The organism is Burkholderia sp. 4NA327C6, assembly GCF_005502655.1.
Classification (GTDB): Bacteria; Pseudomonadota; Gammaproteobacteria; order Burkholderiales; family Burkholderiaceae; genus Burkholderia; species Burkholderia contaminans.
The window spans coordinates 78,483-102,194 of record NZ_SCNZ01000001.1 but is presented as its reverse complement, the minus strand read 5'-3'; the positions used below and the strand labels follow the sequence as shown (position 1 = coordinate 102,194).

Below are 23,712 nucleotides of genomic sequence, written 5' to 3'. Positions count from 1 at the left end.
GGGATGCGGCGGCAATGCGAAGGACGCCGCGGCACAGCCGTTGCGACGAGACCGCGGGCGCGTCGACACGCCCGCGCGCCCGGCAAGCGTCAGAACATCGTGTTCCCGTTCGCGGCCTGCTCGGGCACGGGTTGATTGACGTCCCAGTGCTCGACGATCTTGCCGTTCTCGAGCTTGAAGATGTCCACGATCGCGCTGCCGCGCGTGCCGGGTTCGCGCACCGCGTGCACGTGCAGGATCACGTAGTCGCCGTCGACGAACGAGCGCTTGATCTCGCTGTGCGACTGCGGATACTTGTCGCGCAGGAATGCGACGAACTTGCGGAAGCCGTCGCGGCCGTCGGCTGCGTTCGGGTTGTGCTGCACGTAGCGATCGCCGACGTAGGCGAGCGCGGCGTCGGCATCCTTCTCGTTCAGGCCTTTTTCGTAGAACGCGAGCACCGCCCGCCGGTTGGCTTCCTGCTGTGCGTCCGTTGGCCCGGCCGCCACCGCGTGCGCGGCGGTCACGGCGAACAGGGCCGCCGCCATCCATCGTGCGGCCCGTGCCGCTGTCGTGCGTCGCATCGTCGTCTCCCGGGAAATCCCGCTGAAAACCGGATCATACCGGGGGCGACGTCGCACTCACGCTTCATTCAGACCAGCGCACCGTTGCGCGCAACGATCTTCCCCGACGACACGACGAGCCGCCGCACCGGCCGCGCGACGACGGCCTCGGCAAACGTCAGCGCATCGACCAGCACGACATCCGCGCGGCTGCCCGGCTGCAGCCCGTAATCGCCAAAGCCGCAACCGCGGGCCGCGCCGTGCGTCACGCAGTCGAGCGCGACTTCGAGCGCATCGTCGCGGCGGAAATCGTTGCGCATGCCGATCAGCATCGCGCGTTCGAGCATGTCGGGCGACCCGTACGGCGTCCACGTATCGCGCACGCCGTCGTTGCCGCCGATGACCGTCACGCCCGCCGCGCGGCACGCGGCCACCGGCGGCACCGGCACCGCCGCCGGCGCGGTCGTGACGAGCCCGACGCCGAGTTCGGCCATCCGCGCGAGCAGCGCATCGCGCTCGCGTTCGCCGATATCGCCGAGGCAGAACCCGTGGCTGATCGTCACCTTGCCCTGCATGCCGTGCGTAGCGGTGCGCTGCAGGATCAGGTCGAGCGAGTACGCGCCCATCGATCCGCGCTCGTGCAGGTGAAGGTCGAGCCCGCGGCCGTGGCGCTCGGCGATTGCGAACAGCACGTCCACCGCTTCGACCGGATCGCCTTCGATCGCGCACGGGTCGAGCCCGCCGAGCAGATCGGCGCCTGCTGCGAGCGCGTCGGACAGCAGCACATCGGTGCCCGGCCTCTTGAGCACGCCCGATTGCGGAAACGCGACGATCTGGATGTCGACTTCCCCGCGCAGCGTCTCGCGCGTCGCGAGCACGCCGTGCAGATGCCGCAGCCCGGCTTCGGTGTCGATGTCGACGTGCGTGCGGATGCGCGTCGTGCCGGCCGCGAGGAACGCGCGCGCCAGTGCGAGCGACGCGGCGCCCGCGTCATGGCCGCTCGTCGCGCGATAGTGGCGCTCGTTCTCGATGCGGTCGACGAGGCGCGGCCCGACCTGGTTGCGATACCACGGCATCCCCCAGTGCGTCTTGTCGAGGTGCGTGTGGCCTTCGACGAGGCCGGGCAACGCGAGCGCGCCCGCGCCGTCCTCGATCGCGCAGCCGGCGGGCGCGTCGAGCGACGGGCCGATGCGCGCGATGCGATCGCCTTCGATCAGGATGTCGAGCGCGGCGTCGGCGCTCGGGCGGACGTTGCGGATCAGCAGGTTCGTCATGTCGGTTCCGGTGGGGTCGGTCAGTGCAGTCGGTACGTTCGGTGCGAAGGGGGCACGGCGCGTGCCGTGCCGCCGGTCAGGTCGGTCGGCGCGTGAAGCGCAGCGCGGGGGCGAACGGCGCGCCGGTGTCGCTTTCGCCGAGGCGGAACACCCAGCGCTCGGCCGGCACGCCCGCGACGGCCGCCGCCGCATTCGGCGCACGCACCGCGACGAACGTCGCATCGCAGCCGACTGCGATTCCATAGTTGTCCTTGCCGATCACGCGCGCGCCGGCGTGCGTCGCCATGTCGAGCGCGATACCGAGCGCTTCGTCGGTGTAGAAGCCCGACCGATAGCCGACCATCATCGCGCGCTGCAGCATGTCACCGTTGCCGTACGGCCACCATGCGTCGCGGATGTTGTCGTTGCCGGCGAACACGTGCACGCCCGCATCGCGCAACGCCTGCACCGGCGGAAACGCGCAGTCCCCCGGCGCATTCGTCAGGATCGACACGCCGGCCTCGGCCAGTGCCGCTGCCGTGCGCTGCAAGTCGCCATCGCTCACCTGCCCGAGCGCGTACGCGTGGCTCACGTTCACGCGGCCGCCGAGCCCCGCCGCGCGCGTGCGCGCCGCGATCCGCAGCAGCTGCGCGATGCCCGTTTCACCGGGCTCGTGCAGGTGGATGTCGATCTTCGCGCCGCGCCTCTCGGCGATGCCGAACACGATGTCGAGCTGGCCGTCCGCATCGCCGTCGAGCGTCGTCGGGTCGATCCCGCCGACCACGTCCGCGCCTTCGCGCACGGCTACATCGAGGATCTCGGCGGTGCCCGGGCAGGTGACGACGCCCGCCTGCGGGAACGCGACCAGCTCGATGTCGACGATCCCGCGCCATTGCTCGCGCGCGGCCATCACGGCCTGCAGGTTCGACAGGCCGGTGGTTGCATCGACGTCGACGTGGCTGCGCATCGCGACCGTGCCGAATGCGGCGGCCTGCGCGATCAGCGCATTCGCGCGCTCGACGATCGGCGGCGCGGCCGCGAGCTGGCGCTTCTCGACCGCGAGCCGCTCGCGCAGCGTGCCGACCGGTTCGTGCGGCACCCAGCGATCGCCGACGAAGCTCTTGTCGAGGTGGATGTGGCCGTCGACGAAGCCGGGCAGCACGACGCGGCCGTCGAGGTCGATCGTTTCCGCGCCGGGCGCGGCGGCGCAATCGGCGCCGATCGCGATAAAGCGGCCGTCACGGACGACGAGGTGGATGGGCTGGCCGCCGGCGTCGACGGCGTTGATGAAGATACGATCGGTCATGGCTCGGAATGTGGGGCGGTCGCGGCACGTCACCGGCGCGGACGGGGGAAGGCACCGCAGCCGGCACGGCGCGTGCCGTTGGCAGGGGAATCCGGCCACGATATCGGACGCCGTCGCCCGAGGCCAATTAAATGTCGCGATGCCGCGCATTCGATTTCGCGATGCGCGGCGCGCGCGGCCGCCGGGCCTCGCATCGCGATGGGGCGGGATCGCGGGACAGCGACGGAACAACCGAGGGCTGCGCAGCATCGGCATCACCGGAAGGCGGGCGTCTCGCGCCCTTGCCGCGCGTCGCTCCAACGCCCCGCCCGCGCGGCGATTTACGCGGCAACAGACTTTACACGTTGTTACCCGGCCGCACCGGACGCGCCTCCGGCCATTCCTTATACTCACGCCGAGTTCGCCACCCGTTCCGGCATTCGTCGGCGAACCCGTTGCCGATGCAGGAATCACCATGATGCGCATGCCTTCCACGAAGACCGTTCTGTTCGCCTCGCTCGTCGCCGTCGCGGCGCTTCCGCTGACCGCCTGCGTCGCGCCGGGTTACTACGGCGCGCAACCGGGGTATCCGCAGCAGCAGCAATACGCGACGCCCGGCTACGCACAGCCCGCGTATTCGCAACCGGGCTACGTGCAGCAGCAACAGCCGTATCCGAACCAGGCACCGCAGCCGTACGATCAGTACGGCAACCAGCAGCAATACGGGTCGCAGCCGTATGACCCCTACGGCAATCAGCAGCAATACGGCAACCAGTACGGCAACGGCTACGGCACGCAATACGGCACGGTCTCGAACATCCAGCCGGTCAACGGCTCGGTCGGCCCGTCGGGCGTCGCCGGCACCGTCGTCGGCGCGCTGGTCGGCGGCCTGGTGGGCAACCAGTTCGGCCGCGGTCACGGCCGCGATGCGGCCACCGTGATCGGTGCGCTCGGCGGTGCGGTGGCCGGCAACCAGATCGGCCAGCAGATGGGCGCCGCACAAGGCCCGAGCAGCTACCGGATCGACGTGCAGGTCAGCGACGGCTCGATGCGCTCGTTCGACGTGCAGTCGCCGGGCAACCTGCGTCCGGGCGATCGCGTGCAGATCAACGGCAATCAGCTCGCGCGTTATTGATTCGGATGCGGTGCGCCTGAGCTGATCGGGCGCATCGTCGTGCGTTCGACGTCGGACGCCGGTTCGGCGCGACCGCGCGCCTGTTTCACCTCGCCCTCATTCTTCATGCCGACGCGGCGCGCATCACGCACCGCCGATATCTCGGCGACACCACGCGTCCGTCTCCAACGCACGCCGTCGCACGACCGCTCTCCCGCACTCACAGCCGCGACCCGACGCCTCGCCGCCATACACGCCCGACGCCGCGCCCGACACGAGTGCGACGCTATTGCCGGCCATGTCCGACAGCACGCGCGCGCCGCTGAACACGATGCTGTCGAAGCTCGACAGCGCGGTCGGGCACGTGTACCTGAGCCTCTGCGACACCAATGCCGCGGCGCTCACATGCTGCGTCGACAGCGATGCAAAGCGGCCGCGCGACGCGATCAGACTATCTGCATTCGATCACGCGGCGGTGCCGAACGTCGCCACCCGACAACCGGATTCCCGTTACGATCAGGACGGTGCATCCCGCGGCCCCAGCGGCCCGCGCCGGCATGCACGACCTTCAACCGGAACGCCCCCGATGACGATCACGACCCGCCTGCTCGATGCGGCCGACGCCGCCCGTTTCCAGACCGTTCGCCTGCGTGCGGTCGACACCGCCCCCACCTCCTTCCTGCCGACGCTCGCCGAAGAATCGCAGGTGCCCGTCGACGAATTCGCGACGCGCATCACGCCGACTCACGAACGTGCGGTGTTCGGCGCGTTCGATGGCGATACGCTCGTCGGCATCACGGGCGTACGCCGCGATGCGCGCGTGAAGATCGCGCACAAGGCGACGATCTGGGGCGTGTTCGTCGATCCCGCGTATCGCGGGCAAGGCATCGCGCAAACGCTGCTCGAATGCGCGACCGCGCACGCGGCGCAGGAATGGGACTGCAAGCAACTGATGCTGTGCGTGAACGAGGTCAATGCCAATGCGGAGCGGCTGTATGCGTCGCAGGGGTTCGTGCGGTTCGGTACGGAACCGCGCTCGTTGTTCGTCGATGGCCGCTTCTATGACGAACACCATATGGTCAAGACGCTCGGGTAACGCGTTCGAACCTGCGTTCGCGCGCATCGATCGATCGCGCGAACGACCTTCCCTCTCTGCGCGTCGCATTGTCGCTTGTCGGTGATCGTCGTGTTGACGGCCTTGCCCGGCGACCGTCACATCTCAATGCGGAACGTGACGTTGCTCCGCAGCACGATCGACCGGCCCGGCGCAATATCCGTTGCCGGACAGCATGACGACCCGGCCGCCGCCTTCGGGGCAGCACGCCTCGATCCCCGCGAGAACGCCGGGCACGGGGATCACAACTTATACGTCGTCGCACCACTTAACCCGGTGCAGAGGTGAGCGACGCAAGGCATGCATTTGTCGCCCCCCGTTCCTACTGAGTCAACGGCCCGTATGTGTGCGCACACTCACATTCGAATGGATGGCCCACGAGATAAGTTGTCGTATGTTTATGCGCAAAAACTTCAATCGCGAAAAGCCCATTAAAAATCCATGGAAACCTTCACGATTCTTTTCGGTTTCCATTTACCAGTGCTATCTCCAAATCAAATAAAACACGCTCGCCCATTGCCCGACGATCTGGCGGGCGCCCATCCGCCTCGGTAATTTCGCCCCTGTTCATCCCCCCACCGCCCGCGCTATCGTTTCCGTACCTTCACAGCCCAGGAGCTGCCTTTGCCTTCCCGCCACGGAGTCGACCTCATCCGCGCCCGCGCGCTGTTCGATCGCGAGCGCCACGCGTTCACCGAAGCCATGCCGGTCTCCCGCGCCCTGTCCGCGGAAGCCTCCGAGCACTTGCTGTTCGGCGTGCCGTTGCACTGGATGCAGGACTGGTCGACGCCGTTCTCGCTGTATGTGAAAGAGGCGCGCGGCGCGACGTTCACCGACGTCGACGGCCATCGCTACGTGGACTTCTGCCTCGGCGACACCGGCGCGATGTTCGGTCATGCGCCCGAACCCGTCGCGCGCGCACTCGTCGAGCAGGCCACGCGCGGCTACACGACGATGCTGCCGAGCGAGGACGCCACGTGGGTGTCGCGCGAACTCGCGCGCCGCTTCAGGCTGCCGGTCTGGCAATTCGCATTGAGCGCGAGCGACGCGAACCGCTTCGTGCTGCGCTGGGCGCGCGCGGCTACCGGCCGCAAGACGATCGTGGTGTTCAACGGCTGCTATCACGGCACCGTCGACGACGTGTTCGTCGATCTCGTCGATGGCCGCCCCGTGCAGCGCGACAGCCTGCTCGGGCAGTCGTACGACCTGCTCGCGAACACCCGCGTCGTCGAATTCAACGACCTCGCCGCGCTCGAAGCGGCGCTGAAAGGCGGCGATGTCGCCTGCGTGCTCGCGGAGCCCGCGATGACGAACATCGGGATGGTGCTGCCCGATCCGGGCTTCTGGGAGGCGGCATGCGAACTGACGCGCCGCTACGGCACGCTGCTCGTGATCGACGAAACGCACACGATCAGCAGCGGCCCGGGCGGCTATGCGGTCGCGCACGATCTCGAGCCGGACATGCTGGTAGTCGGCAAACCGATCGCGGGCGGCGTGCCGTGCGCGGTGTACGGGTTCAGCGCGGAATTTGCGGAACGCGCGAAGCAGGCGAAGCTGAATGCGCCGCCCGGCCATTCGGGGATCGGCACGACCCTCACCGCAAACATGCTCGCGATGCATGCGATGCGTGCAACGCTCGCCGAAGTCGCGACCGACGCGGCGTATGCGCACATGTTCGAACTCGCCGCGCGGCTGGCGGCGGGGCTCGAACAAACGATCGCAAAACACGGGCTGCCGTGGTGCGTGACGCGCATCGGCGCGCGCACCGAATTCCAGTTCGCCTCCACGCCGCCGCGCAACGGCACGCTCGCCGGCGCGCAGCTCGACAGCGAACTCGAACACATCGTGCACCTGTATCTGCTGAATCGCGGCGTGCTGATCACGCCGTTCCACAACATGATGCTCGTGTGTCCGCAGACGACGGCCGATGATGTCGACCGGCTCGTCGCGCAGTTCGACGCGTGTCTCGGCGAGTTGGTGTGATGCAGTGACATTCGCGGCAGGCCACACATCGCGCGAGCGCGGCCACGATGTGTGGCCTGCCGCGCCGCTCGTGTCGCCTGACGGTGAAACGGAACGCCGCACAGCGGGCCGTTTCCCGTCGCATCCGCATCATGCAGCGATGCGCTCCGCCGCCTTCAACGCCCGCCGCGCCACTTCCGCGAAATACCGCGCCCCCACCGGCAGGATCTCGTCGTTGAAGTCGTAGCCCGCGTTGTGCAGCGGCACGCCGCCCCGACCGGCCGCCTCCCCGTTGCCGATGAAGACGAAGTTGCCGGGCACCGCCTGCAGGAACGCGCCGAAGTCTTCCGAGATCATCATCGGCTGGACGTTCGCGTTCACGTTCTCTGCGCCCGCGACCTGCGCCGCGGCCCGCACGGCCGTGTCGACCCATTCCGGCGAATTCACCGTCGGCGCGAACTCGTGCGTGTACTCGAACGCACAGGTTGCACCGTGCGTGCGGCAGATCCCTTCGCTGATCTCGCGCATCCGCGTGGCCAGCAGCGCCTGCACGTCACGCGAATAACTGCGCGTGTCGCCCTTGATCGTCACCGTCGACGGCAGCACGTTGCGCAGCCCGTCGGTGATGAACTCCGTACACGAGATCACGGCCTGCTCGCCCGGATCGAGATTGCGCGACACGATCGTCTGCAGCGCGAGCACGACCTGCGCGCCGATCACGATCGGATCGATGCCCATGTGCGGGCGCGCCGCGTGCGTGCCGCGCCCGTCGATCCGGATCACGAAATTGTCTTCGCTCGCCATGATGCCGCCCGCGCGCGTCGCGAACGTGCCCGCGCGCATCCCCGGCATGTTGTGCGCGCCGAAGATCGCGTCCACCGGAAAGCGCTCGAACAGCCCGTCGGCCATCATCGCCTTCGCGCCGCGGCCATGCTCCTCGGCCGGCTGGAAGATGAAGCGCACGGTGCCGTCGAAATCCTTGCGCTCGGCCAGCAGCTGCGCGGCGCCGAGCACCATCGACATGTGGCCGTCGTGCCCGCACGCATGCATCTTGCCGGGCGTGCGCGACGCATGTTCGCGGCCCGGCGCATGCTCGGCGATGTTCAGCGCGTCCATGTCGGCGCGGATGCCGATCGCGTGCTTGCCGGTGCCGGCCGTCAGGTTCGCGACGAGCCCCGTGCCGCCGATCCCGCGATGCACGTCGAGCCCGAGCGGCGTCAGGATGCGCGCGACGTAGTCCGACGTGTTCACCTCTTCGAATCCCGTCTCCGGAAACTGGTGCAGATGGCGGCGCCAGGTCTTCAGTTGCCCCTGCAGCGTGCTTTCTTCGGTTGCGTTCATGGCGTGGGCCTCGTAGGTCGTCGTCGGTCGGGATGTCGTTCAGGCCGCGACCGCCGCGCGGTCCAGCCAGGCGCGCTGCCTCGCGAGCACGGCGTCGGCCGTCTCGCCGACGCAGTTCCGGTACACGGACGGCGCCGTCGCGCCTTCCGTATTGATCGCCAGCACGCGCGAATGCGCATCGAGCCCCACCTGCCGCGCGAGCGCAGGGTCGCGCATCAGCACGTCGAGCCCCGCGACGCCGGCCGCGCCCGATTCGCCGGCCACGAGCGGCACGTCGCGTTCGCTGCCGGCCGCAAGGTTGCACATCGCCTGCACCGCGTCTTCGTCGTCGATCAGCATGAAATAGTCGATGCACATCCCGAGGAAGTCCCACGCAAGCGGCGACGCCTCGCCGCACGCCAGGCCGGCCATCACGGAATCGACACTGCCGGTCGCCCTGGACGCGCGACCTGCGAGTGCACTCTGGTACAGGCAGTCGGCCTGGCGCGGCTCGACGACGATGAAACGCGGCCGCTGCACGCCGTCGCGCTCCCACAGGTAACTCGCGATGCCCGCGGCGAGGCCGCCCACGCCGCCTTGCAGCAGCACATGCGTGAACGGCCGCCCGTCGTCCTCGGCCGCCTGCGCGGCGGCCTCGGCGGCGATCACGCCATAGCCCTGCATCACGTCGCGCGGAATCGCTTCGTAGCCGTCGTACGACGTATCCGACACGACATACCAGCCGTTCGCCTGCGCGAGCTGCGCCGCGCAAATGACCGACTCGTCGTAGTTCCCCTCGATGCGCACGATCCGCGCGCCGTACGCCGAGATCGCGCGTTCGCGTTCGGCCTCGACGTTCGCGTGCAGCACGATCACGCACCCGCAGCCGATCGCACGCGCGGCGGCGGCCAGCGCGCGGCCGTGATTGCCGTCGGTCGCGCTGATCACCGTCAGGTCGGCCAGTTCGGCCGCGTAGCGGCCGGTGACGAGCCCTTGAGGATCGAGATCCTGCGTGCGTCGCAAGCGCTTCACGAGCCGCACCAGCGCGATCGGTGCGCCCAGCGCCTTGAAGCTGCCGAGCGGCGAGCGGCACGACTCGTCCTTCACGCTGACGCTCGCGACGCCGAGCCGCGCGGCGAGATCCGGCAGCGCGCGCAACGGCGTGCGCGCGTTGCCGACGAGCGGCCAGTGCGACAGCCACGCGCCGCTTTCGTCGGCCGATGCGATGTTCATCACGCGGCGCAGCGCGTGGGGATAGGCGGTGCGCGAGGCACGGGGGTTGGCGATCAGCATGGCGGGCAGCACTCCGTGAGTCGGTTCGGGTCGGTCGCGCACGGGTTGCGCGCGCCGCCGGTTCGAAAAATAATATTGCGCATGCGGGTCAATAAAATCGCCAAATCGGCGTCCGCCACGCAAAAATTTCTCATTCTTCCGAGGCTTCACGCGCCATCATGACCACCCCACTCGATGCGTTCGATCGCAAGCTCCTGATGGAAATCCAGCGCGACGCGCAAACGCCGCAAAGCGAGCTCGGCGCGCGCGTCAACCTGTCGACCGCGGCCGTGAACCGGCGCCTGAAACGTCTCGCGGACGACGGCGTGATCGAGCGCTACACGGCCGTCGTCGCGCCGGACAAGGTCGATCATCCGCTGACGATCGTCGTCAACGTCGAGGTCGAGAGCGAGCAGATCGACCAGCTCGACGCGATGAAGCGCACCTTCGAGCGCTGTCCGCAGATCCAGCAGTGCTACTACGTGACGGGGGAATGGGATTTCGTGCTGATCCTCGCGGTGCGCAACATGGATCAGTACAACGCGCTCACGCGCGAGCTGTTCTTCGCGAACAACAACGTGAAGCGGTTCAAGACGCTGGTGAGCATGAGCCGCGTGAAGGTCGGGCTCGAAGTGCCGGTCGAACCGGGCGAGTGAGTGTAAGTGAGTGAGCGGTTGCAAACATGAGGCGACCGGCGCGCGAATGCACGCACCGATCGCCTCCCATCGACGGCTACGTCAGCGGCAACTGAAGCTCGCCGCCGAATTCACGTCGCCCGACCCGTTGTAGCGCGCCACCTGCGGATACGCGCACAGCGGCCGCGTGCGTCCCGCGCCCCACGATGCCGGCACGTCCGCATTCGGCACCGCGTTCGTCGCGTCGCGCGCGGTGGCCACCACCGCACCGGGCGCCTGCCCCTGCTCGACCCAGGCCACGAGCGGCGTCAGCAGGTCGAACTGATCGGCCGCCGGGCCGCCCGAGCAGTGGTTCATCCCCGGCACCGGATAGAAGCGCGCGAAATCCGACGCATCGCCGCCGTTCGCCTGCGCAACCCGCGCGTACCAGTCTCGCGTATCGTCGAACGAGAACACCGGGTCGCCGGTGCCGTGATAGACGAGCAGCTTCGCACCGCGCGCCTTCAGCGCGGACAGGTTGGTCTCGTCGGGCGGCGTCATGAACGACCACGAGGATTGCGTGTACACGCCGCTGGTCGCGAAGATCGCCGGCGCGTCGTTGTCCATGTCGAAGCCGAGCGCGAAACCGGGCAGGTTCGCGAGCACCGCGGCGGTTTTCGGCGGCGACATGAACGTGAACGCCATCGCGGCCGGGTCGAGCGTGATCGAATTCGACTGCTTCCACGCGGCCCAGCCGCCGCCGGCGATGCCCGGATCGTACGGAAAGCCCGCATAGAGCGCCGTGCCCGCGCTGTTGCGGGCGCCCGTGAACACGTTCCCGAGCGCGGTCTTCTGCGCGGGCGTCAGGCACGCGCCCGTGCGCGTACCGTTCGCGCAGGTCGGGATGTCCGCGTCGACGCTGAAGTGCGCCTGGCACGCGGCAACGTCCTGCACCATTCCGTCGGCGACGCCGTCGAGCGCATCGCATTTCTCGAGGATCTTCGCGCCGACGAACTGCCGCTCCGCGTCGGTGAAGCCGCTGCGGATATCCGGCAGCCCGTTCGACCCGGTCGCCGATGCGATCTTCGCGAACTGCTGCGCGCCGTACATCTCGCCGATCGCCGCCTTCGGCAGATGAAAACCCGGATCGCCCGCGATGATGCCGTCGTAGTCGGCCGGGTTGCGCACCGCCGTGACCATCGCATGACGGCCGCCGTTCGAGCAGCCGCCGAAATAGCTGCGGTCGGGCGCCTTGCCGTACGCAAGCCGGATCACCTGCTTCGCCATCGGCGTGAGCGCATCGACCGCGCCGTAGCCGTAGTCGATGCGCGCCTGAGGATCGAGGCCGAACAGCGGATTCCGCGCGGCGCTGTGCCCGGAATCCGAGCTGATCACCGCGAAGCCCTGGTTCAGCGCGTCGGTCAGCGGCCCGCCGCCGCCGATCTCGCCGGTCGCGGTCACGACATTGCCGTCGAGGCCGCCGTTCGCCTGGTAGAAGAAGCGGCCGTTCCACGCCTTCGGCAAGCGCATCTCGAAGCCGATCGCATAGGTCTTGCCGTCGACCGTGCTCACGCGCTCGTTCATCTTCCCTGCGATCACGCAGTGCTCGGCGATCGGCTTGCCCGCCACCGTGAGCGCGCCGGCAGCCGCGGTCGTCACCGACGTGAACGACGTGTTCGCATACGCCAGCTTCGCGGCGAGCGCGTCGCAGGTTTGCGCCATCGCGGCCGGCGTCGCGGCGCTCAGGTGCGTCGGTGCTGAATTCACCGAGTCGTCGCCGCCGCAACCGGCGAGCAGGGCGACGGCGGACAGCGGCGCAATACAGAGAAATGCAGATTTCCTGTTCAAGATAACTCCCGTTCGGTTCGTCACGCCGGTGAATCAGAACATGTGCCGCACGCCGACCATCGCGCCGAGCTGCCCCATCCCTTCGCCGGGTGTCGTGCCGGGCCCGCCGCCGCTGACCGAGTAGCGCGCATGCGCGCTGTTCCACAGATACGACGATTGCGCATAGACGGCCGTGCGCTTGGTCAGCAGATAGGTCGCGCGCAGCGTGGCCATCGTCGCGCGCGTGTCGTGCGCGCTGTTGACGATCCGGTAGCCTTCGCCGTCGACGACGAAATCGGGCTTCACCGCATACGACGCGCCGACGAAGAACAGGTCCGAATGCGCGCCGGGCGCGGCCGGCGAACCGGTCGACACGCGCCGCCCGATCCAGCCCGCGCCGATCTTCGCGCCGGCCGCCTGCGCATACGCGCTCACGTGCGTGCGCGCGTCCTTGCCGCCGCTGCTGGTGAAGGGAACGGGCGCCACGCCGTCGAAGAAGTTCGCGGCCGCGCCGGTGCCGCCGCGCTGTTCCTCGTACGAGGCCGCCGCACCGAAGTACGCGCTGTCGTACTTGAGCATCACCGACCAGTTGCGGCACTGCACCGCGTCGCCCGGCACCTGCCCCGCGCACGTGCCCTGCCCCGGCGAGTTGCCGGTGCCCGCGCCGTCGCGGCCGAACGAATACGCGGCGCCGAACGTCACGCCGCGATACGCGCCGACGTAGGTCACCGCGTTGTCGGCGCGGCCATTCGGCACGTACGCGTCGAACGAGCCGAGCCCGTAGATGTCGGGGCCGATGATGTCCGCGCCCTGCAGCGCGAGATAAGTCATCGTGTACTGGCGCCCGAACGCGAGCGTGCCGAAGCCGCTCTTCAGCCCGACGAACGCCTGGCGCCCGAACAACCGGCCGCCCTGCCCGAGATCGCCGCCGCGCACGTTGAAGCCGCTTTCGAGCGTGAACACCGCCTGATAGCCGCCGCCGAGATCCTCGGTGCCGCGCAGCCCCCAGCGCGACGGCAGTTCGCCCGTCACGCCCGGCATGCGCACGACGTGGTCGCCTGCCGCGTTCGCGTGCGACACGTATTCGACGCCCGTATCGATGATCCCGTATAGCGTCACGCTCGACTGCGCATGCGCACCGGGCGCGGCGAGCGCGCAGCATGCGCCGGCGGCCAGCAGGCCGTTCCTTGTCTTCGTCTTCATCGTTGCGTCTCCAGACCTTGAGTAAGCGCGCTCTGACGGCGCGCATTGAAAAAATCGAACCATCAGTCGCCGGCTTGCGGGCGGCGAATCAGCACGAAAGCAGCGAAGGCCGCGACGAGCGTGACGGGGATGCTCGCGCCGATCACGACCGGCGCGCTGCGGCCCGCGGCCAGCAGCGTCGCGGCCGCGAGCGGCCCGACGACGGAACCGAGCCGGCCGACCGCCACCGCCGCGCCGACACCCGTGCCGCGCATCGCGGTCGGGTAGTAGATCGCCGCGAGCGCATACAGCACCGACTGGCCGCCGACCACGAACATCCCGGCCGCGAACGCAGCCGCCGCGAGCGACGCGAAACCGGGCGCGGCCGCGAGCGCGGCGAGCGACAGCACGATCCCGATATACATGCCGCCCACCACGCGCGACGCGCGCATCCGGTCGAGCGCCGCGCCGATGCCGAGCGCGCCGAGCCCCGCGCCGACGTTGAACGCGATCTGCACGAGGCCGACGTGTGCGCGATCGAGCCCGCGCGAGGCCATCAGCGACGGCAGCCAGTTCAGCAGGAAGTAGAGGACGATCAGCGTGCAGAAGTAGCTGACCCACAGCGCGACCGTGGACGTCGTGCGGCCGTCGCCGAACAGCGTGCGTGCGACGCTCGTGCGCGCGGCCTGCGTGCCGGCGACGTCGAGATACGCACGCGATTCCGGCAGGAACCACACGAGCAGCGGCACGAGCAGCAGCGGCCCCACGCCGCCGACGTAGAAGATGTGTCGCCATTCGGTGTCGCCGGCCAGCAGCACGCCGATCAGCGACGCGATCACGCCGCCGAACGGGATGCCGCAGTACATCGTCGCCACCGCGCTGCTGCGCGAGCGCGGCTCGACCGCTTCGGACGACAGCGCGATCAGGTTCGGCATCGCGCCGCCGAGGCCGATGCCGGTCAGCACGCGCACGACGACGAGCATCGCGAACGTCGAGACCTGCGCGGTCGCGATCGACAGCAGCCCGAACAGCACGACCGATGCGATCAGCACGCGCTTGCGGCCGATCCGGTCGGCGAGCCGCCCGCCGAGCATCGCGCCCGGCAGCAGCCCGAAGGTGCCCGCGCTGAATGCGATCCCCATCTGCGACACGCTCAGCCCGAATTCGCGCGCCATGCGCGGCGCGGCGACACCGACCGACTGCAGGTCGAGCCCCTCGAGGAGAGCAATCGCGAAACACAGCGCGAGCGTGGTCGCGACCGTGGGTTTTTCTGCAACGTAAGTGTTCATCCTGTCTCCAGTCCCATGTCTTGTAGTCGGTCGGCCGCTGACGGCCGCCGCGCGCCGTCGCCGGCCAGTGGCGAAGCAGCGCGCAAGGTGTCGTCTGAACGGCCGCCTTTATCAGGCAACCTGATTCACTGGCCGCAAGCATGCCTGCCGGTATCGTGGCCGGCAGGTCGTTGTGTCTGCTTGATGCGCTGCGCTTCCGGTTACGCGTAAATCACGTCGGGATCGCGTCGCGCCGGGTCGTACAGCGCGTCGATCGTCGCCGCGCGATGCTGCTGCACGGCCGCCTGGTTCAGCGAACCCTTGTCGGTCACTTCACCGAGGTCGAGCGACGGCGGCGTGTCGATCAGCCGGATGCGCGCGACGAACGTCGAACCGCCGCTCGCATGCCGGTTCAGCTCGACGAGCCATTGCTCGAACACCGCACGCACGGCCGGCGCGCGCAGCACGTCGGTCACGGACGCATCGGCGGCGAGCCCCGCCAACGCACGGCACGCGTCGACGCGCGGAAACACCAGCAGCCCGATGTCGTCGCGATTGATCCCGGTGACGACCACGTCCTGCACGTACGGCGCACCGCTCGACACCGCGTTCGCGCGCAGCGGCCCGACGCTGACGAAGGTGCCGCTGCTCAGCTTGAAATCCTCGGTCAGCCGCCCGTCGAACAGCAGCCCGAGCTCCGGCCGCTGCGGATCGGCAAAGACCCCCGCATCGCCGCTGCGGTAATAGCCTTCGTCGTCGAATACGTCACGCGGATCGACGTCCGCATGCCAGTAGCCGCGCATCACGTTCGGCCCCTTGAAGCGCAGTTCGTGCTTGCCGCCGCACGGCACGAGCTTCGCGTCGCAGCCGGGCGCGGGCAGCCCGATATAGCCGGCGCGCATCAGCGGCCCCGTCGTGAACAGGCACGACGGCGACGCCTCCGTCATCCCGAGGCCCGCCATGATCCGGATCCGCTCGCCGCAATGCGCTTCGGTCACGCGGTCGAGCCGGTCCCATGCAGCCTGCGACAGGCCCGCGCCGCCGAAGAAATACAGCTTCACGCGCGAGAAGAACGTCGCGCGCAACTCGGCATCGCGTTCCAGCGCGACGGTCAGCTCTTCCCAGCCCTTCGGCACGTTGAAGTAGATCGTCGGCGCGATCTCGCGCAGGTTGCGCACGGTTTCGTCGAAGCGGCCCGGCACCGGGCGGCCGTCGTCGATGTACAGCGAGCCGCCGTTGTACAGCGCGATGCCGAGGTTGTGACTGCCGCCGAACGTGTGATTCCACGGCAGCCAGTCGACCAGCACCGGCGGCTCGCGCGTCAGTTCGGGCATCGTCTGGCGCAGCATCTGCTGGTTGCTGCACAGCATCCGGTGCGTGGTCGGCACGGCCTTCGGCTGCTTCGTCGAGCCGGACGTGAACAGGATCTTCGCGAGATGATCGGGGCCGACCGCTTCGTGGAGTGCGTCGATCGTGCGCGGGACGGTCGCAAGAAGCTGCGACAGCGGCACCGCGCCGACCTTCCCGTTCGCATCGGCATCGTCGTCGCGTGCGACGATCAGCGCCGCATCGGCCGGCAACGTGACGTCGAGCGCACGTGCGAACGGCGCACGTTCGGCGACGAACACCGCACCCGGCTTCAGCACGCCGAGCGTGTGACGCAGCTTGCCGTAGTCGGTCGACACCAGCGAATACGCGGGCGAGATCGGCGAGTACGGCACCCCGGCCAGCATCGCCGCGAACATCAACTGCAGATGCTCGAGATCGTTGCCGGACAGCACCGCGAGCGGACGCTCGACCGACAGCCCGAGATCGACGAGGCCCTGGCCGATTGCACGCGCACGTTCAAGCATCTGCGCGTAGGTGATCTCGACCCAGCGGCCGTCGGCGCCGCGCCTCGCGGCCAGCACGCGGTCGGGGTGTGCTTGCGCGCCGTTCACGAGGCAATCGGTCAGGCGCGTCGGGTAGTCGCCGAGCGGTTCGCGCGAACGCAGGTACCACGCGCCGTTTTCCGCGCGACGAATCTCGGCCGCGCCCACGGCGACGGCCGCTGCGCGATAGCGCACGCCGCCCGTGTCGTGTGCGACCTCGCCCGGAGGCTTCGCTACATTCATCGTCGCCTCGCTCATATGGGGTAATGCCGCGGCGTGGTTTGCACGGTGATCCAGCGCAGCTCGGTGAATTCGGCGATCGACGCACGGCTGCCGAAGCGGCCGTAGCCGCTCGCCTTGGTGCCGCCGAACGGCATCTGCGCCTCGTCGTGCACGGTCGGCCCGTTGATGTGGCAGATTCCCGATTCGATCCGGCGCGCGACCGCCATCGCGCGCGCGACATCGCGGCTGAACACGCTCGCCGACAGCCCGAACTCGCTGTCGTTCGCGAGCGCGACCGCTTCGTCGTCGCTGTCCGCGCGCAGGATCGCGACGACCGGCGCGAACGACTCCTCGCGATACAGCCGCATGTCGCGCGTCACGCCATCGACGATTGCCGGCTGCATCGTCGCGCCTTCCACGCGGCACCCGAGCGGCAGTTGCGCGCCAAGCGCCCGCGCATCCTCGACCAGCGACGCCGCACGCACGGCGGCCGACGCGTCGACCATCGTGCCGAGCGGATGGCCGGCCAGCGGATCGCCCGCGACCAGCGTGCGCGCCTTCGCTGCAAGGCGTTCGACGAGCGCATCGGCAATCGGCCGCGCGGCGATCACACGCTCGGTCGACATACAGATCTGCCCCTGGTTGAAGAACGCGCCGAACGCGATCGCGTCGACGGCCGCGTCGAGATCGGCATCGTCCAGCACGAGCACGGGCGCCTTGCCGCCGAGTTCGAGCAGCACCGGTTTCAGGTGAGCGGCCGCGTGGCGCGCGATGATGCGCCCGACATGCGTCGACCCGGTGAAGTTGATGCGCTTCACGTGCGGATGCGCGATCAGCCGCTCGACGAGTTCGGGTGCGTCGGCCGCCGCGTGCGTGACCACGTTGACCACGCCCGCGCCGAGCCCTGCTTCGTCCAGCACCGCGCCGATCAGCGCATGCACGCCGGGGCACGCTTCGGAGGCCTTCAGCACGACCGTGTTGCCGCATGCGAGCGGCATCGCCAGCGCGCGCGTGCCGAGGATCACCGGCGCGTTCCACGGCGCGATGCCGAGCACGACGCCGCACGGCACGCGCATCGCCAGCGCGAGATTGCCGGGCACGTCGGACGGGATCACGTCGCCGGCGATCTGCGTCGTCATCGACGCGGCCTCGCGCAGCATGTTCGCCGCGAGCGTCACGTTGAAGCCGATCCAGCCCGGCGTCGCGCCGGTTTCGGCTACGCCCGTCGCGATGAACGCGTCGATGCGCGCGTCCATCAGGTCGGCCGCCTTCAGCAGCAGCCGGCGGCGCTCGGTCGGCGCAAGCGCCGACCATGCCGGAAACGCGCGGTGCGCGGCGTCGATCGCCGCGTCGGCGTCGGCTGCGCCGGCCGCCGGCGCGCGTGACGCCAGCGCGCCCGTCGCGGGATTGAATCGGTCGAAGGTGCGCCCATCGCGGGCGGTGCACCACTCGCCGGCGATCAGCATCCGTCTGTCGGTCATGTTGTCTCCTGCCTTGCCTGTTTCTTGCGATTACGCCGGCGGTGATGCCGGCGGCTGCGTCCGCGCTTGTATCAGCGCTTGTATGCCTGCAGGCCCGGCTTGATCGTCTTGTCGTCGAGGAACTGCTTCAACCCCTGTTCGCGGCCGCGTTCCGGATCGCGCAGCTGCGCCTGGTCGAGCTTCGCGTACAGGTAATCCTCGCACTGCTCCCAGGTGAGTTCACGCGCGCGCTTGAAGCCATGCTTCGCCGCGCGCAGCACGACCGGGTTCTTGTCCATCAGGCGGCCCGCGAGCGCGATCGTCGCGTCACGCAGTTCGGCCAGCGGCACGCTGCTGTTCACGAGGCCCATCTCGGCCGCTTCCACGCCGGTGAACGTATCGCCCGTCATGATGTAGTGCAGCGCGCGGCGGTGCCCGACCGTATCCGCCATCGCCTTGCTCACGAGGTTGCCCGGCGGGATCCCCCAGTTGATTTCCGACAGCCCGAACACCGCTTCGTCGGCCGCGATCGCGAGATCGCACGCGACGAGCGGCGAGAAACCGCCGCCGAAACACCAGCCGTTCACCATCGCGATGGTCGGCTTGTTGTACATCCGCAGGCGGCGCCATTGCCATTCCGATGCGTCGCGGCGCACTTTTTCCTGCAGCGCGTCGGAGCCGCCGTCGATCTCGCGGAAGTACTCCTTCAGGTCCATGCCGGCGGTCCATGCCGCGCCCGCGCCGGTCAGCACCAGCACCTTCGCCTCGTCGTCGAACTCGACCGCATCGAGGACTTCCAGCATCTCCCGGTTCAGCGTCGGGCTCATTGCGTTGCGCTTCTCGGGGCGGTTCAGCGTGACCCACGCGATGCCGGCCTCCACCTTCACTTCAACGGTCTGCCAGCGGTTGTCGTACTTGCTCATATCGTTTCCTGTCGTTCGTTCCTGTGCGATTCGGTGCGCAGCATTCCTGCTGCGGACGGCTTCATTTAATATCAGGCTACCTGATATTGCAAGCGGCACGAGCGCCGGTGTAAACCCGGATCGGAAAGCGGTGAAAGCGATGGAATCGGGGAACGGTCAGGCGACCGGCAGAGCGAACGCGGGCCGCACAGGCCCGCGTGATGAGGGTTCGGAACGGGTCAGCCCCGCAGGTTGCGCGAGAACAGTTCGAGCGCGCGCTGCACGTGCGCGGCGTCGTCGGCGGATATGTCGCCGAGCATGCGCTTTTCGAGCGGGCGCAGCACGGCTTCGCATTCGCGCAGCATCGCCGCGCCTTCGTCGGTCAGCTTGAGCAGGATGATGCGGCCGTGCGACGGGTCCGCTTCACGCGTGACGAAGCCGCGGGCGGCCATCACGGTCATCACTTCATTCGCCGATTGCGGCGTGATCCACGAGCGCTCGGCCAGTTGCGCGTTCGACGACGCGCCGCGCGCCTCGAGCACCGACAGCGCAGTGTATTGCGCGAGCGTGATGCCAAGCGGTGCGAGCGCGTCGGTCATGTGGCGGCGCAGCAGCCGGTCGAGACCGCCGATCACGTAGGTCAGGCGCTGCTGCACGCGCGCCTTCGGCTTGTCGCCGGTCGCGCGGGTGGCGGGCTTCGTGGCGTTCTTCGGATTCGCGGGTTTGGTCGGTGCGGAACTCATGGTGCGGGCGGGATGGAATTGCGGGCCATCTTACCAGCACGTCGGGAGGCGAATGGGCGGTTCCAGGCATACCGGGCAGCCGCAGCGCACTCCCGCGCGCATGGCGAACTGCCGGCCTGGCCGCGAAACCCGCTGCGTCAGCGACATCCGATGAACGGCATCCCGTACGCGATCAGCCGCGCGGTGTCCCCGCAAACCGCGCCGTCGCCATCCCCGCGTGCCGCGTCTGCGCGACGAACACGCCGCCCGCATGCGGGTCGTCGGCCAACGCATCGTCGCTCAACCCGATGCGCGCGCTCGTCACGTAGAGGCGGCCCTCACCGTCGAGCGCCGTGCAACTCGGCTGCGCGGTCGGCACCGCCACGCGATCCGTCTCGACGCCGTCCTGCCCGTAGCGCACCACCCGCCTGCCGCCCCACTGCGCATTCCACAGGCCGCCGTCGCGATCGACGATCGAGCCGTCCGGATCGCCGTCGGGATCGGTCAGGCGCGCGAACGGCCGCACGTTCGCGACATCGCCGCCTGCACGGTAATCGCACACGAAAATCTCGCGCACCAGCGAATCGCAAAAGTACATCTTCGTGCCATCCGGCGAGAACCCGATGCTGTTCGCAATCGCGGCCGCAGGCAACGCGAGCCGTTCGAGCGTGAGATCGGCATTGAGCCGATAGAACCCGCCGACCGCGCGCGGCGGCTGGGCGCCTTCGTCCTTCATCCCGAACACGAACGCGCCGGAACCGTCGCAGCGCCCGTCGTTCAGCCGCGTCGGCAGGTCGGGCTCGACTTCGACGATCCGCGTGAACGCGCCGCTGCGCAGGTCGAAGAACGCGAGATGCGTCGCGAGTCCGACGAGCAGCACGTCCGGATCGTCGGTCAGCGCAAAGCACGCGAGCCGCTCGGGCATCGCCCATGGCGTGAGGTCGGAGCCATCCGCGCGACAGCGCCACAGCTGGGCGCCTTCGATGTCCACCCAATACAGCGCGCGCGTCCTGTCGCACCACGTCGCGCCTTCGCCGAGCGTGTTGCGGGTGTCGGCCAGCAGCGTCGCCTGCCCGGCCGGATGAATCTGTTGCATGCCGTCTCCCGATATCTGTCGCTTATGCGGGCGGCCGCGCGTTCGCCAGGGTCAGATCTTCATCGCGCGCCGCTGGTTGCGACGATACTGGTCGAACAGCACCGCGAGCAACAGAATTCCGCCGCGTATCAGATATTGGTAAAACGTCGGCACGTTCAGCAGGCTCATCGCGTCCTGCACGGAGCCCATGATCAGCACGCCGACCAGCACGCCGGAGATCGTCGCGACGCCGCCCGTCAGCGACACGCCGCCCAACACGCATGCGGAAATCACGCCGAGTTCGAGGCCGACCGACGTCTTCGGGTCGCCAAGGCTCATCCGCGACGCGAGCATCACGCCGGCAAAACCCGTCACGAGCCCCTGCAGCACGAACACGGTGATCTTGATGCGCATCACCGGCAGCCCGGCGAGCAGCGCGGCCTCGCCATTGCCGCCCACTGCAAGCACGTTCTTGCCGAACACCGTCTTGCGCAGCAGGAAGCCGAACACGACGAAGCCGACGATGTTGCTCCAGATCGGATACGAGATGCCGAGGAACGAGCCGCCACCGAGATCGAAGAAGCGTTCCTCGGAGATCATCACCGCGTCGCCGTTCGACGTGATGAACGCGAGCCCGCGCACGACTTCCATCATCGCGAGCGTGACGATCAGCGAGTTGATCCGCCAGCGCGCGATCAGCACGCCGTTGACGAGCCCGACCGCACCGCCCGCGAGCACGCCGCCCGCGATGCCGAGCACGACGCTGTGCGTCGCGGTGATCAGCGTCGACGCGACGACGCCCGAGAACGCGACGATCGACGCGACCGACAGGTCGACCTCGCCGAGCGCGAGCACGAACATCATCGTCACCGCGATCGAGCCGATCAGCGTGACCGACAGCAGCAGGCCCTGGATGTTGCGCGGCGTGAGGAAGTCCGGGACCGTCAGCGACAGCGTCGCGAACAGCACGAGAAACACCATCACGATGCCGGAGCGGTTGATCAGCTGCCACACGCCGCCGCGCGCTCGCGCGGGTGCGATGGCGGCATCGGGGGACGGGGAAGTGCGTTGGGGTTGCATTGCCTGGCTCATGTCGTTTGCATCCGGTTGATCGTTGCGGGGCGCTAGCGCGGCAGCGCGAGCTTGATCAGCGCGTCGGGCGTCGCGTGCGCCTTCGCGACCTCGCCCGCGATCCGCCCTTCCTTCATCACGATGATCCGGTCCGACACGCCGATCACCTCGGCCAGGTCGCTCGACACGAGGATCACCGTGCGGCCCGCTTCCGCGAGTTCGTAGAACAGGTTGTAGATTTCCGCGCGTGCACCGACGTCGATGCCGCGCGTCGGTTCGTCCATCAGGAACACGTCGATGCGCTCGGCCAGCCAGCGCGCGAGCACGACTTTCTGCTGGTTGCCGCCGGACAGCGCGCCGATCGGCGTGTCGCCGTCGCGGGTCTTGATCGCGAGCCGCTCGATGTAGCGCTGCGCGAGCTCGCGTTCGCGCCGCCCGTCGAGCAGCACCCGCGCCGGGCTGAAATGCCGGCGCGCGCTGATGTTCAGGTTGTCGGCCACCGACGCGATCGCGACGATGCCTTCCTGCTTGCGGTCTTCCGGGCACAGCGCGAGGCCGGCGCGCACTGCGTCGCGCGGGCTCCCGAACGCCACGCGCTTGCCGTTCAGTTCGACGTGCCCCGCGCTCGGGCGCGCGGCGCCGTACAGCAGCTTCATCAACTCCGAGCGGCCCGCGCCCACGAGCCCGAAGAAGCCGACGATCTCGCCGCGCCGCGCGGTGAACGACACGGGCTCGGACAACCCGGGCCCCGCGAGCCCCTTCGCCTCGATCAGCACGTCGCCGGCCGTGCGCGGCCGGTAGCCGTACACGTCCTCGATCGAGCGTCCGACCATGCAGCCGATCAACCGGTCGCGGTCGAGATCGGTGACGGAATCGAACGTGTCGATGCGGCGGCCGTCGCGGAACACCGTCACGCGGTCGCACAGTTCGTACACTTCCTCCATCCGGTGCGTGACGTAGATGATCGCGCGGCCTTCCGCGCGCAGCGCCCGGATGATCCGGAACAATTGCGTCGTTTCGCGCGCGGACAGCGAACTCGTCGGCTCGTCGAACGCGATCACGCGCGCGTCGCGCATCAGCGCCTTGCCGATCTCGATCATCTGGCGCTGGCCGATCGACAAGTATTTCACCGGGATGCCCGGATCGATGTGCTCGCCGAGCCGCTCCAGCGCATCGAGCGCGCGCGCGGCAAGCGTGCGTTCGTCGACCACGCCGAGCCGGCTCGGCAGCTGCCCGAGCATCAGGTTCTCGGCCACCGTCAACTCGGGCACCAGATGCAGTTCCTGGTAGATGATCGCGATGCCGGCCTCGAGCGCCGCGCGCGTCGACGCGAAGCGCTGCTCGGTGCCGTTCAGCGTCAGCGTGCCGGCCTGCGGCTGGTTCACGCCGGACAGCACCTTCAGCAGCGTCGACTTCCCCGCGCCGTTCTCGCCCATCAGCCCGTGCACTTCGCCCGCGCGCACCGACAGCGACACGGCGTCGAGCGCACGCACGCCCGGGAACGTCACCGTGATGCCGTCGAGCGCGAGCAGCGGGCCGCCCGGCGGCGACTCGGCGGCATCGCCGCGGGTGTCGCCATCGTTGCCGGATACGGCCGTCATCGTCTGCGTCGTCATCGCGTTCTCGCCTCGTGCGC

General features: G+C 68.8%; 19 protein-coding genes. 4 read left to right on the top strand and 15 right to left on the bottom strand.

Annotated elements, in window-relative coordinates; translation table 11 throughout:
- Positions 1 to 89: 89 nt before the first annotated feature.
- From FFS49_RS00480 to FFS49_RS00470, 3 genes are all read right to left on the bottom strand, one after another.
- The gene (locus FFS49_RS00480) at positions 90 to 563 is read right to left on the bottom strand and encodes a nuclear transport factor 2 family protein (RefSeq protein ID WP_105818337.1); all 474 of its coding nucleotides are present in this window, start codon (positions 561 to 563) and stop codon (positions 90 to 92) included.
- 68 nt (positions 564 to 631) lie between these two features.
- Positions 632 to 1,816 (bottom strand): amidohydrolase family protein, encoded by a 1,185-nt coding sequence (locus FFS49_RS00475; RefSeq protein WP_039340412.1) that lies wholly within the window; start codon positions 1,814 to 1,816, stop codon positions 632 to 634.
- Between the two features lie 76 nt (positions 1,817 to 1,892).
- On the bottom strand, positions 1,893 to 3,101 hold the full coding sequence (locus FFS49_RS00470) for an amidohydrolase family protein (protein ID WP_105818338.1): 1,209 nt from the start codon (positions 3,099 to 3,101) through the stop codon (positions 1,893 to 1,895).
- 454 nt (positions 3,102 to 3,555) lie between these two features.
- On the opposite strand from FFS49_RS00470, the gene FFS49_RS00460 reads away from it, so the two are divergent.
- The 3 genes from FFS49_RS00460 to FFS49_RS00445 all read left to right on the top strand — a co-directional run bounded on the left by FFS49_RS00460 (position 3,556) and on the right by FFS49_RS00445 (position 7,291).
- Positions 3,556 to 4,215 carry a glycine zipper 2TM domain-containing protein gene (locus FFS49_RS00460; RefSeq protein WP_105818339.1) on the top strand — a complete coding sequence of 220 codons (660 nt, stop codon included), beginning with the start codon at positions 3,556 to 3,558 and terminating at the stop codon, positions 4,213 to 4,215.
- A gap of 565 nt (positions 4,216 to 4,780) precedes the next feature.
- Positions 4,781 to 5,290: a GNAT family N-acetyltransferase gene (locus tag FFS49_RS00450; protein WP_071333872.1), complete on the top strand. Its 510-nt coding sequence runs from the start codon at positions 4,781 to 4,783 to the stop codon at positions 5,288 to 5,290.
- Between the two features lie 642 nt (positions 5,291 to 5,932).
- Positions 5,933 to 7,291, top strand: a complete 1,359-nt coding sequence (locus tag FFS49_RS00445; RefSeq protein WP_105818342.1) for an aspartate aminotransferase family protein — start codon at positions 5,933 to 5,935, stop codon at positions 7,289 to 7,291.
- A gap of 129 nt (positions 7,292 to 7,420) precedes the next feature.
- On the opposite strand, the gene FFS49_RS00440 is transcribed toward FFS49_RS00445, so the two are convergent.
- Together FFS49_RS00440 and FFS49_RS00435 are read right to left on the bottom strand one after the other, a co-directional pair.
- On the bottom strand, positions 7,421 to 8,611 hold the full coding sequence (locus FFS49_RS00440; protein ID WP_105818343.1) for a M20 aminoacylase family protein: 1,191 nt from the start codon (positions 8,609 to 8,611) through the stop codon (positions 7,421 to 7,423).
- A 39-nt stretch (positions 8,612 to 8,650) separates the two neighbouring features.
- Positions 8,651 to 9,883 (bottom strand): diaminopropionate ammonia-lyase, encoded by a 1,233-nt coding sequence (locus tag FFS49_RS00435; RefSeq protein WP_105818344.1) that lies wholly within the window; start codon positions 9,881 to 9,883, stop codon positions 8,651 to 8,653.
- Positions 9,884 to 10,041: 158 nt separating this feature from the next.
- On the opposite strand from FFS49_RS00435, the gene FFS49_RS00430 reads away from it, so the two are divergent.
- A complete protein-coding gene (locus tag FFS49_RS00430) occupies positions 10,042 to 10,518 on the top strand; it encodes an Lrp/AsnC family transcriptional regulator (protein WP_039340400.1) in 477 nt (158 codons plus the stop codon).
- 81 nt (positions 10,519 to 10,599) lie between these two features.
- Here the strand turns inward: FFS49_RS00430 and FFS49_RS00425 are convergent, their stop codons facing one another.
- The 10 genes from FFS49_RS00425 to araG all read right to left on the bottom strand — a co-directional run bounded on the left by FFS49_RS00425 (position 10,600) and on the right by araG (position 23,692).
- Positions 10,600 to 12,324, bottom strand: coding sequence for a tannase/feruloyl esterase family alpha/beta hydrolase (locus FFS49_RS00425; RefSeq protein ID WP_105818345.1), 1,725 nt, complete (start codon positions 12,322 to 12,324; stop codon positions 10,600 to 10,602).
- A 33-nt stretch (positions 12,325 to 12,357) separates the two neighbouring features.
- The gene (locus tag FFS49_RS00420; protein ID WP_085038132.1) at positions 12,358 to 13,506 is read right to left on the bottom strand and encodes a porin; all 1,149 of its coding nucleotides are present in this window, start codon (positions 13,504 to 13,506) and stop codon (positions 12,358 to 12,360) included.
- Positions 13,507 to 13,568: 62 nt separating this feature from the next.
- The gene (gene mhpT, locus FFS49_RS00415; protein WP_039340395.1) at positions 13,569 to 14,774 is read right to left on the bottom strand and encodes a 3-(3-hydroxy-phenyl)propionate transporter MhpT; all 1,206 of its coding nucleotides are present in this window, start codon (positions 14,772 to 14,774) and stop codon (positions 13,569 to 13,571) included.
- A 200-nt stretch (positions 14,775 to 14,974) separates the two neighbouring features.
- On the bottom strand, positions 14,975 to 16,867 hold the full coding sequence (locus FFS49_RS00410; RefSeq protein WP_105818396.1) for a feruloyl-CoA synthase: 1,893 nt from the start codon (positions 16,865 to 16,867) through the stop codon (positions 14,975 to 14,977).
- 11 nt (positions 16,868 to 16,878) lie between these two features.
- The gene (locus FFS49_RS00405; RefSeq protein ID WP_039340392.1) at positions 16,879 to 18,327 is read right to left on the bottom strand and encodes an aldehyde dehydrogenase; all 1,449 of its coding nucleotides are present in this window, start codon (positions 18,325 to 18,327) and stop codon (positions 16,879 to 16,881) included.
- Between the two features lie 71 nt (positions 18,328 to 18,398).
- Entirely contained in the window at positions 18,399 to 19,229 is an 831-nt protein-coding gene (locus FFS49_RS00400; RefSeq protein WP_105818346.1) for a p-hydroxycinnamoyl CoA hydratase/lyase, read from the bottom strand.
- A 218-nt stretch (positions 19,230 to 19,447) separates the two neighbouring features.
- Positions 19,448 to 19,951, bottom strand: a complete 504-nt coding sequence (locus FFS49_RS00395) for a MarR family winged helix-turn-helix transcriptional regulator (RefSeq protein WP_105818347.1) — start codon at positions 19,949 to 19,951, stop codon at positions 19,448 to 19,450.
- 172 nt (positions 19,952 to 20,123) lie between these two features.
- A complete protein-coding gene (locus tag FFS49_RS00390) occupies positions 20,124 to 21,026 on the bottom strand; it encodes an SMP-30/gluconolactonase/LRE family protein (RefSeq protein ID WP_105818348.1) in 903 nt (300 codons plus the stop codon).
- Positions 21,027 to 21,077: 51 nt separating this feature from the next.
- Complete coding sequence (gene araH / locus FFS49_RS00385) at positions 21,078 to 22,097, bottom strand: L-arabinose ABC transporter permease AraH (protein WP_039340382.1); 1,020 nt, start codon at positions 22,095 to 22,097, stop codon at positions 21,078 to 21,080.
- A gap of 32 nt (positions 22,098 to 22,129) precedes the next feature.
- Positions 22,130 to 23,692: an L-arabinose ABC transporter ATP-binding protein AraG gene (araG, locus tag FFS49_RS00380; RefSeq protein ID WP_105818349.1), complete on the bottom strand. Its 1,563-nt coding sequence runs from the start codon at positions 23,690 to 23,692 to the stop codon at positions 22,130 to 22,132.
- Positions 23,693 to 23,712: the final 20 nt, after the last annotated feature.